The organism is Gracilibacillus alcaliphilus (assembly GCF_016909015.1).
Taxonomy (GTDB): Bacteria; Bacillota; Bacilli; order Bacillales; family Amphibacillaceae; genus Gracilibacillus; species Gracilibacillus alcaliphilus.
The window spans coordinates 93666-109654 of sequence record NZ_JAFBFA010000005.1 but is presented as its reverse complement, the minus strand read 5'-3'; the positions used below and the strand labels follow the sequence as shown (position 1 = coordinate 109654).

At 34.4% G+C, this 15989-nt stretch carries 17 protein-coding genes and 1 pseudogene; 3 read left to right on the top strand and 15 right to left on the bottom strand.

Going from position 1 to position 15989, the window contains the following annotated elements:
- Window positions 1-299: 299 nt before the first annotated feature.
- Window positions 300-550: pseudogene (locus tag JOD18_RS24175) on the top strand (IS5/IS1182 family transposase); the annotation flags it as partial.
- A gap of 314 nt (window positions 551-864) precedes the next feature.
- On the opposite strand, the gene JOD18_RS05790 reads toward JOD18_RS24175, so the two are convergent.
- From JOD18_RS05790 to JOD18_RS05780, 3 genes are all read right to left on the bottom strand, one after another.
- Window positions 865-1767: a glycine betaine ABC transporter substrate-binding protein gene (locus JOD18_RS05790; RefSeq protein ID WP_204667995.1), complete on the bottom strand. Its 903-nt coding sequence runs from the start codon at window positions 1765-1767 to the stop codon at window positions 865-867.
- A gap of 92 nt (window positions 1768-1859) precedes the next feature.
- Complete coding sequence (locus JOD18_RS05785) at window positions 1860-2705, bottom strand: ABC transporter permease (RefSeq protein ID WP_204667994.1); 846 nt, start codon at window positions 2703-2705, stop codon at window positions 1860-1862.
- Window positions 2698-3897: a quaternary amine ABC transporter ATP-binding protein gene (locus JOD18_RS05780; protein WP_204667993.1), complete on the bottom strand. Its 1200-nt coding sequence runs from the start codon at window positions 3895-3897 to the stop codon at window positions 2698-2700. Before JOD18_RS05780 ends, JOD18_RS05785 begins: the two co-directional genes overlap by 8 nt.
- Window positions 3898-4236: 339 nt before the next feature.
- On the opposite strand from JOD18_RS05780, the gene JOD18_RS25115 reads away from it, so the two are divergent.
- The gene (locus tag JOD18_RS25115; protein WP_239587944.1) at window positions 4237-4434 is read left to right on the top strand and encodes a DUF4368 domain-containing protein; all 198 of its coding nucleotides are present in this window, start codon (window positions 4237-4239) and stop codon (window positions 4432-4434) included.
- 152 nt (window positions 4435-4586) lie between these two features.
- Here JOD18_RS25115 and JOD18_RS05770 read toward each other — a convergent pair whose 3' ends face one another.
- From JOD18_RS05770 to JOD18_RS05745, 6 genes are all read right to left on the bottom strand, one after another.
- Window positions 4587-6197 (bottom strand): hypothetical protein, encoded by a 1611-nt coding sequence (locus tag JOD18_RS05770; protein WP_204667992.1) that lies wholly within the window; start codon window positions 6195-6197, stop codon window positions 4587-4589.
- A 36-nt stretch (window positions 6198-6233) separates the two neighbouring features.
- A complete protein-coding gene (locus JOD18_RS05765) occupies window positions 6234-7418 on the bottom strand; it encodes a hypothetical protein (RefSeq protein ID WP_239587943.1) in 1185 nt (394 codons plus the stop codon).
- Window positions 7419-7534: 116 nt separating this feature from the next.
- A complete protein-coding gene (locus JOD18_RS05760) occupies window positions 7535-9106 on the bottom strand; it encodes a recombinase family protein (protein WP_204667991.1) in 1572 nt (523 codons plus the stop codon).
- Window positions 9107-9109: 3 nt separating this feature from the next.
- Window positions 9110-9526, bottom strand: a complete 417-nt coding sequence (locus JOD18_RS05755) for a recombinase (RefSeq protein WP_204667990.1) — start codon at window positions 9524-9526, stop codon at window positions 9110-9112.
- The gene (locus JOD18_RS05750) at window positions 9526-11088 is read right to left on the bottom strand and encodes a recombinase family protein (RefSeq protein WP_204667989.1); all 1563 of its coding nucleotides are present in this window, start codon (window positions 11086-11088) and stop codon (window positions 9526-9528) included. The genes JOD18_RS05755 and JOD18_RS05750 overlap by 1 nt, the downstream gene beginning before the upstream one ends.
- 52 nt (window positions 11089-11140) lie before the next feature.
- Entirely contained in the window at window positions 11141-11365 is a 225-nt protein-coding gene (locus tag JOD18_RS05745; RefSeq protein ID WP_204667988.1) for an SHOCT domain-containing protein, read from the bottom strand.
- Between the two features lie 209 nt (window positions 11366-11574).
- Between JOD18_RS05745 and JOD18_RS05740 the strand changes: the two genes are divergently transcribed.
- Complete coding sequence (locus tag JOD18_RS05740) at window positions 11575-12201, top strand: HIRAN domain-containing protein (protein WP_204667987.1); 627 nt, start codon at window positions 11575-11577, stop codon at window positions 12199-12201.
- Between the two features lie 41 nt (window positions 12202-12242).
- Here the strand turns inward: JOD18_RS05740 and JOD18_RS05735 are convergent, their stop codons facing one another.
- Genes JOD18_RS05735 through JOD18_RS05710 form a run of 6 tightly spaced genes read right to left on the bottom strand, consistent with a single transcriptional unit; the run spans window position 12243 to window position 15986 of the window.
- On the bottom strand, window positions 12243-12947 hold the full coding sequence (locus JOD18_RS05735) for an N-acetylmuramoyl-L-alanine amidase (RefSeq protein WP_204667986.1): 705 nt from the start codon (window positions 12945-12947) through the stop codon (window positions 12243-12245).
- Window positions 12944-13360, bottom strand: a complete 417-nt coding sequence (locus JOD18_RS05730) for a phage holin family protein (protein ID WP_239587942.1) — start codon at window positions 13358-13360, stop codon at window positions 12944-12946. The genes JOD18_RS05735 and JOD18_RS05730 overlap by 4 nt, the downstream gene beginning before the upstream one ends.
- A gap of 59 nt (window positions 13361-13419) precedes the next feature.
- Window positions 13420-13749 carry a phage head closure protein gene (locus JOD18_RS05725; protein WP_204667985.1) on the bottom strand — a complete coding sequence of 110 codons (330 nt, stop codon included), beginning with the start codon at window positions 13747-13749 and terminating at the stop codon, window positions 13420-13422.
- 4 nt (window positions 13750-13753) lie between these two features.
- On the bottom strand, window positions 13754-14053 hold the full coding sequence (locus JOD18_RS05720; RefSeq protein ID WP_204667984.1) for a head-tail connector protein: 300 nt from the start codon (window positions 14051-14053) through the stop codon (window positions 13754-13756).
- 42 nt (window positions 14054-14095) lie between these two features.
- A complete protein-coding gene (locus tag JOD18_RS05715; RefSeq protein ID WP_204667983.1) occupies window positions 14096-15292 on the bottom strand; it encodes a phage major capsid protein in 1197 nt (398 codons plus the stop codon).
- A 13-nt stretch (window positions 15293-15305) separates the two neighbouring features.
- Window positions 15306-15986 carry a head maturation protease, ClpP-related gene (locus JOD18_RS05710; protein WP_204667982.1) on the bottom strand — a complete coding sequence of 227 codons (681 nt, stop codon included), beginning with the start codon at window positions 15984-15986 and terminating at the stop codon, window positions 15306-15308.
- Window positions 15987-15989: the final 3 nt, after the last annotated feature.

Below are 15989 nucleotides of genomic sequence, written 5' to 3'. Positions count from 1 at the left end.
CTCATAAACTATGCTTAAGAAAAATAAACTGGCGTGTTGGATATTTTTTGATTTATCTTCCCTCATGGAATGTTTTTTCTTGGCAGCGTTCCTGTAGGGTAGGTTTCCATGGTTGGAGAACGAGGTGGTTTTGTTTCGCTGTTTCGATAAGATTCATAATGATCGCAGCGGACTTTGCTCCTTCATAGTTTACATTAAACAACCATTTTTTTGCCCATCACAAAAGCTTTGATTACTCGTTCTACCCGGTTATTATCGAGAACGAGTGTCTCCGTCTGTTAATACCATACGAAACATTCGCTTATGATGTATTTCCGAATCCAACGGATAACCCGAATTTGATGCCTTTTCTAGATCATATCGAGAAAAGTTTCTTTCTATTACCTACATATATGAAGCGGGTACAGGTTATGGCAGCGAATAAAATTATGAACATGTCCCCACCATCGAAAAACACTCATTGCCTATAACCAGTATCAAAAAGAGAAGAAAATGAAATACAAGGAAAATCCTTTTTAACTTAGACAACTGGGAATTTGACAAAGAGACACCTTTACCTGTTCAAATGATAAGAAGTAACTGTTACGATCACCAAAGATCTCCATAATCCTTTGGTATTTCCGTTTCCGTATCAAAAAATCTTGGAATTGTTTACGATATTGTTTCTGCCTCTTACGTTCGGATCCTTGTTTCTTTCGTTCCAGTTATTGTGTCGTTACTTTAATTTTATCAGATGTTATCCTTTTTCTGCATTATATAATATAAGATAACATAAAAAAATAGAAGGATGGTACTAACCAACAAATATTGGTTATCGCCATCCTTTTTCTAAATTTAGCCTCTCTCATGCAAGAGCAAACTAATTTATTTAATACCTTCAGTCCACTCATCCACTTTATCTTGGTTTGCTTCTATCCATTCAGCTGCTGCATCAGCTGGGTCAGTTCCTTCACTAATATTTAACATAACTTCTTCCATGTCATCTGTAGTCCAGTGGAAGTTATCTAATATTTGATATGCCTCCGGAGCATCTTCTTCCAGCCCTTCACGCACCATTGTTTCAATTGTTTCTGCTTCACCAAAAACACCTTCTGGATCATCAAGATATTTTAAATCATATACCTGAAACTTCCAATGTGGTGTCCAGCCAGTTATAATAATTTCATCTTCTTTATCATAAGCACTTCCTAATTCTGTTGTCATTGCGCCGCTAGAAGAAGTCTGAACAGTCCAGTTATCCAGATTGTCATACGTTTCAACAGCTTCTTCAGCTGCACTTACAACACCAGCACCCGGCTCAATACCTGTAATTGTTTGACCAGCTTCATCGGAAAGGTCTGCAATAGAATCAACATCCATATATTCTGGTACGACTAGACCAATTTTTGCACCTTCTAAGTTAACACCTAGCTGTTCTACTTGATCACCATATGCTTCGAATTGTTCAGCATGTGTTCCCGGCAACCATGCTGCTACCATGCCATCTGCTTCTCCATTTGCAACTGCTTCCCACATTACAGCATTATCCAGTGCAGTTAATTTCACATCATAACCTACATCTTCCAGTACTTTTCCAATAACATGTGTAGATGCCACTTCAGAATCCCATTCTACATAAGCCAGTTCAATTTCGCCATTTACTCCGCCATCTGCAGAATTATCATCTCCACTGTTATCATTGCTGTCGTCACTTCCACAACCTGCAACAACTAAACCTAATGCTAATGAGCCAATAAGCCCAGCACGTTTAAGATTCCATTTAAACATAAATAAAACTCCCCTTTTCTTTAATTTAGTATATATTGACACTCTTTATGGAAGAAGAAATCCCTCCTCCATAAAAAGATGGCCACACAGTTTTATTCTTTCCCTTTATTCATATTTTGTGTAATACGGTCTATAATAATCGCTAGAATTACAATACCAACTCCAGCAACGAATCCCGTACCAACAGAGGCACGTTGTAGTGCGGACAGTACCTGACTTCCTAGTCCTGGTGCACCAATCATTGACGCAATTACAACCATGGATAGAGCAAGCATCACTGTCTGGTTAATACCGGCCATAATGGTGGATTTCGCCATTGGCAATTCTAATTTAAACAGTTTCTGTGGCCCAGTCGCACCAAATGAATCCGACGCTTCAATTAAATCCTTGGAAACTTGACGAATGCCTAAGTTTGTAAAGCGGACAGTTGGAGGTGTCGCAAATATTAGTGATGCAAATACCCCCGGAACCATCCCAATTCCGAAGAATGCTACTGCCGGAATTAAGTATACGAATGCCGGCATTGTCTGCATAAAGTCCAAAATTGGTGTGAAAATGGAATTAGCAATCTTACTTTTTGCCATTAAAATACCTATGGGAACACCAATAATAACAGATAATAAACTTGCCAGAATAACCAATGTTATGGTAGACATTAACGCCTCCCATAATCCTTGGTTATAAACAAACCATAGACCAACAATTGAAAATACCGCTAATCCAAACTTCTTGCCCGAAACCAGGAACGCAATCACAGCAACAATCAAAATGAACAGGACTGGAGGGATGCTTGTTAAAACTTCTCCAGATATAAAATCCATAAAGTTGCCAAAATGTTCTTTGATTGGTTCAAAAAGAAATGCAAATTTATCTTGAATCCAGTCTGTGGCCTTTTCTGTCCATTCTGCTAACGGTATTTGATCCATAAAATCAAGCATCTAAGTTCACCTCTCCATCATTTGCAAGCGCGGCTAATACTGCTCCTCGGACAATAATTCCATTTAAACGTCCGCTTTCTTCCACAACTGCAATCGGAACAGGAGTGTCGTAAATCATAGAGAAGATTTCTTGCATTGGTGTCTCTGGTACCACCCTTAAAATATCTGTTTTTAAGATTTCTTTAATACTGGATATTTCTTTTTTACGTGCTTCGGAAGCATCATCTGCTGTGACATAGCCTTGCAGGCGACGCTTTTCATCAACAACAAGGATGCTTGAAATACCTTCTTTGCGCATTCTTTCCAATGCCGCACGAGGACCATGCTTTTCTATATTTATTGTTTCTGGACGTTTCATAATGTGGCTTGCTGTAAGGATTTTTGAGCGATCAACATCTTCCACAAATTTTTCGACATAGTCATTTGCTGGATTCATCAGAATTTCTTCCGGTGTACCAATTTGCACAATAACCCCATCTTTCATTAATGCAATGCGATCTCCTATACGAAGAGCTTCATCAAGGTCATGCGTAATAAAGATAATAGTCTTCTTCATGGAGGCTTGCAGGTCAATCAGCTCATCCTGCATTTCTTTGCGTATTAATGGATCAAGTGCTGAAAAAGCTTCATCCATTAATAACACTTTTGGATCATTTGCTAATGCACGGGCTAATCCTACACGTTGCTGCATCCCACCAGATAATTGACCTGGCTTCTGATGTATATAATCCCCTAATCCTACAAGTTTTAATGACTCTTCAGCTCGTTTCCGCCGTTCCTCTTTATCAATACCTTGTACCTCTAAACCAAATGCCGCATTTTCTAAAATAGTGCGATGCGGAAAAAGTGCAAATTGCTGAAATACCATTCCTAATTTTTCACGACGCACTTGTCGCAACGCTTTTTTATCTAATGTTGCCAATTCCTTTCCATCTATAAGAATAGAACCTTCACTTGGATCAATTAGACGATTGATTAAGCGAACCAAAGTAGATTTCCCACTACCTGAAAGCCCCATAATTACAAAAATTTCTCCCTCTTCTACAGAGAAACTAGCACGATTTACTCCAACAGTATTACCGGTCTTTTTGAGTATTTCTTCTTTAGATATGCCTTGATCAAGCATCTTGATCGATTGATTAATATTTTTACCAAATATTTTCGACAAATTTTTTGCTTCCACTACTGCCATGTTCTCACCTCTTACTCTATTTTGATTATAATTAATGTAGGAATTTTGATCCAAGGTTCTTTTGAACCATCTGCGTTAAAAACAAAAATAAATGAATCGGAACGGACTCATTTATTTTTGGTTATCCGGTCATATAGATTTAATAAACCATTCTGTTTAATGCCACTTCTATTATTGTAATAAAATAAAAGTTCAAACACAAACGGGTAAAACAGTCATTTCCCACGAGTTATGATCATTCCAAACTCTATATATAATTTATATGTCTGTATCGCTCTTTTTCTAGTTGATCCTTTAATATACTTACATAAACATAACATATGATTTCTGAAATAAAACTTGGGTGTTTTTCATCATATTCTACAAGAGAAACAAGCAGCTATTAAAATCTCCACTATCTTAGAACAGCTAAAAGCGTTTTTAAACTTCAATACTTTAATCACCGAGATGTTATTACGTTTTGTTGAAAAGATTGAAGTAACTGAAAGTAAAAATGTTAAGATTTACTACAAGTTTGCACAGGTTGAGGGGTTATAATCCCCTCAATTTTTTTTAAAACTAACTGTGAAACACACTCCACATGGCTTGAGTAGATGGCATTGATGTATTTGCGATTTTTAGCAAAATGGTCGTATGCGGAAACATATCGTCTGCTTTTTACGTTCGTGGGAACAGGTCAAGACACTGTCCTAATTCCCATTAAGTGTCAACTCTCCTTTAATTATTTCTGTACTAAACTTAGATGAAATTTCATATTTTATATATGGTGGACTCTCCCTAAACATAAGAACAGAAGGGAATGCCATTGTAGTATTATGCTTCAAATAGTTAACGTGAAATAAAACTACATCATTATTTTCATTTTCGAATGTCTTATAACAAAATAGATATTCAAACTCAGATAAAAGCTCATCTTTATAGTCATCATATTCTTGCGCTATACTTCTTTGGTTTAATAACAATGGATCTTTTAAATGACTTGATATGTTTAAAGGATAGCTAGGATAACCAGAATATTCATCCATTGATTCAGTTTCTTCAATAGAAAAAATAAAATCTATAAATTTAATATCAATTAATTCTTTTATAATGTTTATTCCTGGCATGGGTAGGTCTGAATAATTAATTAAATACTTTTTTGGAATTATAAGTTTTATGTCAATATCTTCATCAAATGTTGTTCCTATATTAGATATTGCTAATTTCAAAAAATTAATCTTATCAATTTCTTCAAAATAAACTACATATTCATTATAAGTTCGGATATCCCAGTATAATTTTTCAATCCGTTTGAATCTTTCCTTTTCCGCTTCCGTACCTTCATATGTAGGCCCTCCAGTTCCAAAAGGAGGAGCTAATTTTAATTGTAATGTTGATTTCTTTAAATTACCTAAATTCCAAAAATCCTCTTCAATAATAATTTGATTAACTTCTGCAAACTCTTTAATTACCTTTTTAATATCCTTATCTACTGTTACATCAAGATAAAAACTCTTTTTTGTTATGTTTTTAAAAATTTCTGCTTGCTGTAATTCAATTCCTGAAATTTCAACTTTCTTTAAATCTTCTTCAGTATCAATGTCACTACCTTCTACTATTTCATTAAATGGTAAACTGGTTCTTTTCAATTCAGCAATATCTTCAATTATTTTTTCTTTCTGTTCAACAATAAATTTACTTTCTAACAAATTGGTTCTATGTACAGTATAAAATGTTTCCGAAAAATCCTCTGTATTTCTTATGTTTAATTCTGGTTTTTCTTTATTATTAGTCGTTACATTTTCTCCCGAAATAATTGGAATAAAATGCATAGCTAAATGATTTGATAATTCTCTTTGCAATTCATGCTTGTCTTTTATTACCGCATAAAGTCCTTTTTCCTTGTATTTACTCTTAAAATCTAATACCTTCTGATATTGTTCCATATCAATATCAGAAGGATTAATTGGTAAGTCTAAAAAATACATGAATACTTGTTTTCCTGAATTTAACATTATTTCTATCTCTTCCTCTGTTCCAGAACCGTATTCATCAGTTGGTGTCCCAAAACGCGTCCAAAAGATTGCAATTGCTGCATCACAGTCATTAACAAATTGTTGGTTTAGTAATTCTTGTGGTTTATCACCTGACTGCGGATAGCTATTCTTTGACCAATGCTTTGTTACAAGAGTAATATTATTCAATTCACCAAACATCCTATTAAAATTATCGATACTGTGATTTACTACTTCTAAATAATCAGATACATCACCTGGACAAGATATTAATAGATCATATGCTGTAATCCCCGGTCTTGGCATAATAATTCTTCCCTCCATACTAATTATGTTAATTATCTATTTTTTATAATTTAATATTACCGCCTTATCAGTATTACTCAATAGATCATCAGGATATTTTTCTGAATCCCGAAACCAATTGGCCTTTTCCATCGCCCATCTATACTCCTCTGAATCTTCTTCCATTTCAGCAGTAACATACTCCTGAACTAATTTAGAATAGAAGTAATTCAAGGAATTGTTTATGAGTTGCTGTGTTTTTGTGTATTCATTGTCCCGTTTTTCCTGTAAGATTAATCTTTCTTCTTCCTCTTTCAAACGTTGTTTTTCTTGTATTATATACTCCTTTTCTCGCTCATCAATTATTTCTGGTAATGAAAAAATATAGACAAATACTTTTCTTAAAAGATCCTCAGTAGACATTCTTTTGGTTTGATTTATATTTTTTTCACTTCTTCCCCAGTTACGCCAATACAGCTTATAACCAACTTCCACATTTATTGTTCCTTTAGTTTCATATTCAAACGTATGATATGTAGAATATCTTTCATCTTCTGGTGATAAGTTAATTTTTCTACATGGCAATTTAAAGTTCAAAGTAATAGTATATTTATCTTTCAATATTATTTCCGTTTCATCATATTTGGGAACAATCTTAGCGCCCGCTTTCTCAAGGGCTTTGAATAAACTATCTATAAAAGGTAAAACTTCCAAGAATATTTCTCCAGATGCCGATTTAATTCTCAATTTATCCTCTCGATAGGTTTGAGTTTTTTTACGATAACCAACTATCGCCTTATGTGGTTTTGAAGATAGTGTTTTATTTATTTTTAAATTATTATAAATATCTATTAACCTATCTTCATCTTGTTTAAAGTGAGAAAAATAACTTTTTTCCTGTCCTGATAATTTATCATGATTTGTTATTAACAGGGGTGATTCTTCTTTTTCATTTTGTTTTGTGGACTTAACAATCTTTTTTGGAGCTAATTTAACTTGTTCCTTTTTCGTTTTTTCAATTGTAATCACTAGATTATCTTCTGCATTTGGCAATTCAGGTTGAAACGGTTTTTCATTTCCCATATACAGTTTACTCCAATAGGACTGAGTAGGTAATGGTATGTCATGATCAACACATTCTTTCTTCAATTTATGATAAGGTATATCTAGTTTCTTAGCTGCCTTTGTCATTCCAACAGACCAAATTTCATCATATAAATCCTTCCTAGAAATTGATAACAAAAATATCACCCCATCTAATATCGTTTACTTATATTCTATACTATTAAAATTCCCGGTCAATTTAACACTAATATAAGCCCATGCCTTTTCCGACATGAGCTCGTTAAGTATTCATATTATATTTCTTTTGCAATCTCAATCCCTGACTTAAACTCTATTTTTAATTGTCTGTCATGAATCTTTATTTTCTCAATCAATCGTCTTACAAGTAGATCATCATACATTTCAAGTTGCTTCGGTTGTTCTTTTAAAAACTTTGTCATTTCTTCTATCCGCTGTCTCATTCCTTCACGTTCAGCATTTTTCAACAAGACATCTTGTTTCAATTCCCGCAGTCTATAAATCTCTTCTGCCACTTCATCATAATCTGCTTTTGAGTTAGCAAGTCTGAGCAATTCCATTTGTAGTTCTTCTAGCTTTTCGTCAATGCCAGCTGTAGGTTTATCTGCATTTTCATTTAAAACTGTTTCAATGTTTTCTACCAATATACTTAAATAACTATCTTTACTGCCCAGCACTTCATTTATTGCTTGTACAATTGCATTTTGCAAATCATCTTCTCTGATGGTTTCTGCATTACATAAATGTGTTTTTCTCTCCAATCTGCTAACGCATCTCCAAACAATTGATTTGTAACCTCTGTTGTTCCAATGCACCCTTCGAAAAACATCTTCACATTCCGCACAAAACACAATGCTAGATAATGCGTACTTACTGCTATACACTCGTTTCTTTCCAGTTTTTCCGTTTCTAATATTTACCCTTCGCATCATTTCTTCCTGCACTTGTAAATAAATCTCTCTTGGAATAATTGGTTCATGATTGTTTTCTACATAGTATTGTGGGACGATTCCATTGTTCGCAACCCGCTTTTTTGTCAGAAAGTCTACGGTATATGTTTTTTGAAGTAGTGCATCTCCTATATATTTTTCGTTCTGCAAAATCTTCTTAATGGACTCCGGTCGCCACTTTTTCCTTTTCGCTGCTGTTAATATTCCATCTGATTCAAGTCCTCGAGCAATTTGGATCAAGCTTTCCCCTTCTAAATATTTTCGGTATATACGTTTTATGATTTTTGCTTCTTCAGGTACAATGACTAGCTGCTTATTTTCATCTTTTGTATAGCCTAAAAATCGGTTATGATTCACCTGCACTTCACCTTGTTGGTAACGATACTGTATGCCTAGTTTTACATTTTGGCTTAGGGATTGACTTTCCTGCTGTGCAAGGGATGCCATGATAGTTAACATAATTTCACCTTTGGCATCCATTGTGTTAATGTTTTCTTTTTCAAAAAATACAGGTATTTCTTTATCCTTTAGCTGCCGAATATACTTCAAGCAGTCTAATGTGTTTCTCGCAAATCGGCTGATAGATTTTGTAATAATCATATCGATTTTTCCGTTCATACAGTCTTCAATCATTTGGTTAAACTGTTCTCTCTTTTTGGTGTTTGTTCCTGTTATCCCATCATCGGCATAAATACCTGCAAGTTTCCACTCTGGATTGCTTTGAATATAAGATGTGTAATGTTCAATTTGAACCTCGTAACTTGATGCTTGTTCATCACTATCAGTTGAAACTCGGCAATAGGCTGCCACTCTCAGTTTCTTTTGTTCCACTTCATCTTGATTATTTCTAACTCTTGCTCTTGCAGGAATGACTGTCACGTTTCTTGCTACAGCCATTGATTAAGTCACCTCACTTTGTATTAAACTGTATACATATTCTGATTGTTTTATTGGATTGTCATATTCCCTTTCTATTTCATTAATCAAAAATTCATAACTAGGTTGAAATCGTTCCTCTTTCTTTTTCCTATTTAATCTACCTAATTTTTTAGCACGTTTGTATCTTTCTTGTTGAGCCTGTTCAAAAACTTCTTTTGAAATTAGAGCTGGAAATACTTCGTTCCCAAGATACCGCTCATCCGTAAGAAGTCTTGTTATTCCACTATGAGTGCGATGAATGTTTGCTTTCTTTCCTGCATTTGGCATTGACAGTCCTGATATATAAGCTTTAAATAATGTCTTTAATTGCTCCGCTTCTTGTTCATTTACAAAAACTTTTCCACTTACAATTTGGTATCCAAACGGTGTGTGTGCCATTATCTATCAATCCTTTCTTTTAGCGTAATGCCACATTTTAATTGGAAGCCGATTGAGGTTGGCGAGTAAGCAATAATTTTTTCTACATAGTTTTCAAATATCTCATCTTCATAAAATTGGATACTTGTTTTCTTATTAAGAAATTTTAGTAGTTTTTTCAATTCTTCAATTTGTGTTGCCCCACCATTGATTAATTGATGCAATTTTGTTTTTTCATCTTTTAATTCCATTGCTTTTCTATAAAGTTCTATTTTATGCTCGTTAAAAATAACGGGTTCTAAAAAGCCTTTTGACATTAAATGAATTAATGTTTGTAATTGTTCTTTGTTATCTTCTATCTGAACTTCGATATTTTGAACTTGTTCATAGCTATTTTCGAACTTTAAACTTTCTAACTTTTTCAGTAAAGGAATCAGCACGTAATTCCTTCCGAAAATTAACTTATTTATCATTGTGACGAATGCTTGATGGATTCTCTCCTCTTTAATAAAAAGCATGGAACACAGATCTTTATTTTTTATGTGTGTTGAGCAGCACCATGCAATATATTTTATATGTGTTGATGTATGAATCCTCCTTCTGAATGAATCGCCGCATTCTGCGCATTTAATTTTCCCCGAAAATGGGTAGCGGTTCTGATACTTTCTACTGCCACTTTTCACATTCTTCTGAGTTGCTTGGTATTCAAGCATTTCATTTGCCGCTTCAAATTCAGCATGAGTAATAATCGCTTCGTGATGGTTTTCAATTAGATACTGATCTAATTCGCCCTTATTAACTTTTCGGTTAAAGTTCTCATCAGTGTACGTTTTTTGTAGCAAGGCATCCCCAGTATACTTTTCGTTTTTAATAATTCCTCGAATGGTAGTTCCAGTCCAGTTTCCGTTCCTTTTCGTTGGAACTTTTTCTTCGTTTAGTTGTTTAGCAATTTTTTCTGTTCCCTTACCATTCAGTACACTTTTAAAGATTCTTTTTATTATTTTTGCCTGTTCTTCATTCACTTTTATTTGTCCGTCTACATAATCGTAACCGTATGGTGGATAAGCCAGCTTATACGTACCACGTTTAAATCTTTGTCTAATTGCCCACTTATTATTTTCTGAATTCGATATTGACTCGCTTTCCGCAAGGGTGCTAAGAATTGAAAGCATCAATTCACTGTCCATCGATTCAGTATTTATGTTTTCTTTTTCAAAATAAATATGAATTCCCAAGTTGACTAACTTTCTAACTAGTTCCAAGCAATCAATTGTATTTCTTACAAACCGACTGATTGACTTTGTCATGATGAAATCAATTTTTCCCTTTTCACAATCGGAAATCATTCTTAATAGTTCTGGACGTCTATCTTTTTTTGTTCCAGTTATTCCTTCATCACAATAAATATCGACAAGTTTCCATTCAGATTTCCTTTCAATTAAAGTTTTGTAATGTTTCTTCTGTGCTTCCAAACTAATTAGTTGTTCCTCATTAACGGTAGAAACTCTAACGTAAGCAGCAACTCTTAATCTAGCTTTTATTTTCTGATTAGTGGCAGCATCAATCGTTGTTATCTTTCTCATCAACTCACCCCCCTTCTTGTACGTGACATATTAGCTCTGAAACCCTTTCATATCAAGGGTTATCGCACATTAAAGGACCTAATAAAGGTTTGAATTTTAGTCGATTTAATTTGTTAATTTTATTGAATTCTTCCTTTGTGATGAGGTTGTTTTCGAGAATTTTTATGAGCAATTCTTCTGAATAATAGTAATCAAATTCATTTTGTAATTGCTCATGCGTTATTTCATGCTTCATTTTCATTGCAGACATGTTTGCTTTAAGTTGTTTCACTCGCATATAGATTCCTCCTAAAAGTCTTCTACCTATATGCGATAAAAAGAGGGTATTCGAACCCCTTTACGATAATTTGAAGCTTTTTCTCTCTATATTTTGATAAAGTTACCTTATTCAATTATCATTAATGTTAGATAATAAAGCGCATTCAACAATGCAAATCAATTAAGAATCTATTAATCAAAGTTGATGCTAATTTGAGGGGGATAAATATGGGGATATTTGACTTTCTGTTTAAGAACAAATCTGATAAGAGTGAAAAGGAAAAACATCAAACGAACATAACTACAGAAATAAAAGAAGAATATAAAGGACCTGTCTCTATTGCTGAAACAAGCTATTCTGTGACTAAGAGAGAGAAGTATGGAATATTTGAATACATTGATTTCAAAATTGCAGGAACCTCTTTTTACCAAAAAGCTATTAAAAAAGCTATACAACAAGAAAAAGATAGTATTTTCTTTGATGAAAAATTTGAGGGTATGACAAACAAAGAAATATTAGAAGACACTTATGATGAACCAATTTTTGAGTATGCTGGTGCATTATTTTCCAATTGCTCGCTACAATTAGAACCTGACAACGAATATGATTCAAAGGCAATAGCGGTCTATATAGATTCATATATGGTCGGTCATGTTCCTAAGAAAGGCTTCTTGGAGGGTAAAGAATACATTTATAATTTATTAAATGGTGCATTGAAAGATAACCAAGAACTGAATTTTAGTATAAGTCTAAGAGGTGGAAAATATAAAATAAATCGTGATGGAAAAATTGATACCGGGGAATCTGATTATAAATTAGATGGACAAGTAACTATAAAAACTGAACATAATTAATATAGTGCCCAAAGTAAATCACACTCTTTGGGCAAATTTATTTAACCTTTTTTTATAAAAGCATCACTAAAACCTGCCTTTTTAGCATTTGCAAGTTGCTTCTCTGCATTAGCCTTTACGCTATATGCACCAATCTGTACTCGATATAGTTTCTTTCCGGATATCGGTTTTGAAGGTGTTATACCTTTCGCAAGTTCCTTTTTTACATCTGCTCGGAATATATCCATACTCTTTCCATGTTTTGAAAACCAATGACTTGGATCGACATGATTACTTGCGATTTTCTTTTGATATCCTTCGTAGTGGCCAATTATATCTTTCTCGGTTAATTTGTATTGCTTACAAAGATACGCACACAATTCAACCGCTTCTTTATAAACTTGATTAAAATAAGTTTTATCCCTCAAACCATCCTCACAAATCTCAAAACCAATATGTGTATTATTCGCCTCTCCACCAGCATGCCAGCCACGATGATTCCATGGTAAAGTTTGATATGTTGCAACTGAACCATTTTTTAACTTCCCAATAAAGGCATGTACGCAAACTTGTCTACCATCTGGACGTGGCTGATTCCAGTGGTTATTGTATTGATTTTTTCCAAGCAAACCATCATCTGGCCCAACATACCTTTTTAAATTCGGATTGTTTGCTCCCGTACTATGAACCATAATTCCCTTTGGTACAATTTTCTTTCCTGACTTGTAGCAATCGTTATTTTTTAAAATTAGTTTCCTTAAATTCATTTTTCATTTCCTCCTTTGTCACGTAGTTGGGCAAGAACATTTTTTAGTTTTTGTGGGATAGGAAGCCCAATTCTTGCAGCATTTTCTAAGATGCTGATACCTTCATTTGATAAATAAAAAAAGATGACTGCTGTGCGAATCACACTGCTATCACCTATAAGTCGACTATCTATAATGTTGGCAATTGCTACCAAAATAAAGATTAAAATCTTTTTAAAAATTCCCTTAGTTCCAATTTCACTAGATAGTTCTCGTTGTATAATTCCAACCATTATTCCTGTAATATAATCTAGTATAACAAATACAATTAATGTATATAGAAATCCATCAATACCACCTAGTAACCAACCTATCCACCCACCGATTAACGTAATCAGAGTTTGAATATATACAAAAGCATCTCTAATTAACAATATTTTCTCACCTCTTTCTCACTAGATACTTTTTAATTTGGCCTTTAATAAAGTCATTATTAATTACTGCTACCAGTAACAATGTCCGTTTTTATAATCAAATACTTATTTTCATACCTAATATTATCAATAGCGATTATGTTGTATTGTTTTCCTCTAAAAAGTATCTTGTACGTTGTGTCTATGCCTGGGATGTATCGAACAATAAAACTTACCGTATTTTCTGCTTGAACTGCTGCGGCGGCATAAAACTCTCTCCCACTAAGATTGGAAACTGCCGCCCATACCGTTGCAATATCTCTCCATTCATCTATTGGAAATCCCTCTGGATCAATATCATGAATATGTTTTTGGAGAGTAACTCGATTTCTCAGCCTTCCAATTTCCATTGCATTACCAACTTTCTTTTCGGTAATTATTTAGGATTAATTTCATAATCTCTATTGTTTCCTTGAACCCACCAGTATCATTTCTAGTGTAGTTGTAAGTCCCTTCTCTTTTCTCATACATATTCGCAACACAATATAGCATTGCTTGTTTCACGGTTAAAGGGATTTCTTCAAAATCTGTAAACGGATATCTTAATATTTGTTCACAGAGTTCCTTCGCTGTACCAATTAAAGCAGTGATGAGGGTATCTTCCTCATCACCGTCAACACGTAGATATAATTTAACTTCTTCAAGTGTCAGCATACACCAGCACCACCCATACATTTACTTGCTGAATAATTCAATTTATGCTGTTTTCTGTTGGAGCACCTTAATTGCCTCAGGAAGAATCAATTTTCCATCAACTCGATGTGTACCTTTAAATCCAACTTGTCCTGTCGCAGCATAGAGTTCATTTAATCGTTGGAAGGAGCGTGCTTGTCTATCCGCAATCCAATAATATCCAAAATCTCCAAATGCAATTGTTTTAGCATCAGCCTTTGCAGTCGGAACATACGGTGAAGTCTTAACTGGTCGATTCAAAATAGTATCTGGTTCTCCAGCCTTAATAGATGGTTGCCATAAATACTGTCCATTACCATCTTTGAGCTTTCGTATCTTTTTAACTGTGTCATCATTCATGACAAATACAGCATTCCTACGATAAGGTGATCTTAATGAGTAAACTAAATCTATGATTTCATCAGCTGTGATAGCTGTAGCTGAAGCTGCAGTCACTCCTAACTCTGCACCACCAGTTGCATTAAAAATACCAGTCGGTTTTCCAGTGCCATCTCCAACGAAGAAAGCTTCTTCTTCTTTAGCACCGATCCGTCTGGCAAACTCTTTTGCGATATAAGATTCAAGATTAAACGCACTATCATTTAACAGTTCTTCGGATACTTTAATCATCGTTGCTACTTTATAAGCCCCAATTAACACTTGCCCGAAGCTATCATCCGAATCAGGAATCAAGGCTTCTTCATCGACCCAAGATGCAGTTCCTTTGGAAGCAACCACTGGTATTTTTCTATCTCCTGAAGATGTATTAATCACTTTAGCTAAAGTCCGAAATATATTTTCTTCCTCTAGCGATTGTATTAAAGTCCGCTCAAACTCATCTGGAGCTAAATATCCACCTTCAGTATCTACACCCACTTGCAATGCGTTTTTCAGGTTATAATTGTCTTTGTTTCGCATCGCATTCCAGAACGCTTCTCTATATTCATCCGTTGCTCTACCAGCTTTCGGATGGCCCATCTCAGTTGGATTTAATATAATCGGCTGATTTGTTGGCTTTGATAATTCTAAATCGATAGCCTTTTGTCGCTCTAACCTATCTATTTCTTTGCCAAGATTGACCACTTCCTCTTCCATTCTTTCATAAGTAGCTGTATCTTCAGCTGACAAAAAGTCACTATCTTTCTTCTTAGAATTGAGGAATGACTTTGTATCCTCCCATACCTTTGCTCGTTTTTCTCGTAGTTTTAAAATTTGACTCATTCAAATCTCCTCCTTATATTTTTAAGAGCTCAAGTCTCTTTTCCAGTATATTAATATCTGCATTTGCTTCATTTTTTGGTAGCTTATGCAGGAATGAATTCATAACAGCAACTTTATTGTAAATAATCCCTTCTTCTGGTGAGGATTGTTCATTTTCATTTTGGAACATAATTTCATCTGCAAATCCAAGTTCAACTGCCTTTTTGGAATTAAACCAACTCTCTCCATCCATTAGATGTGAAAGTTTTGTTCTTGAAAGACCCGTCTTTAATTCATAGGCATTAATAATGCTCTCTTTTACTTCACTTAGCATACTGATTGCCTTTTTCATCTCAGATGTATCTCCAAATGCAATCGTCATTGGATTGTGAATCATCATCATGGAAACTGGAGACATTAGGATATTTTCACCTGCCATCGCTATGACAGAGGCGGCACTTGCAGCAATTCCATCAATTTTAACAGTGACATGTCCTTTATAATCCATCAACATGTTGTAAATTTGACTAGCTGCGAAGACATCACCTCCTGGAGAATTTATCCAAATGTCAATATCTCCACTGTCTTTATTTAACTCATTTTTAAATTGCTTTGGTGTCACATCATCGTCATACCAAGAGTCCTCAGCTATAACACCATCCAAGTATAGTATTCGACCTTCTTCATTGGATACCCAATTCCAAAACTTTTTCAATGT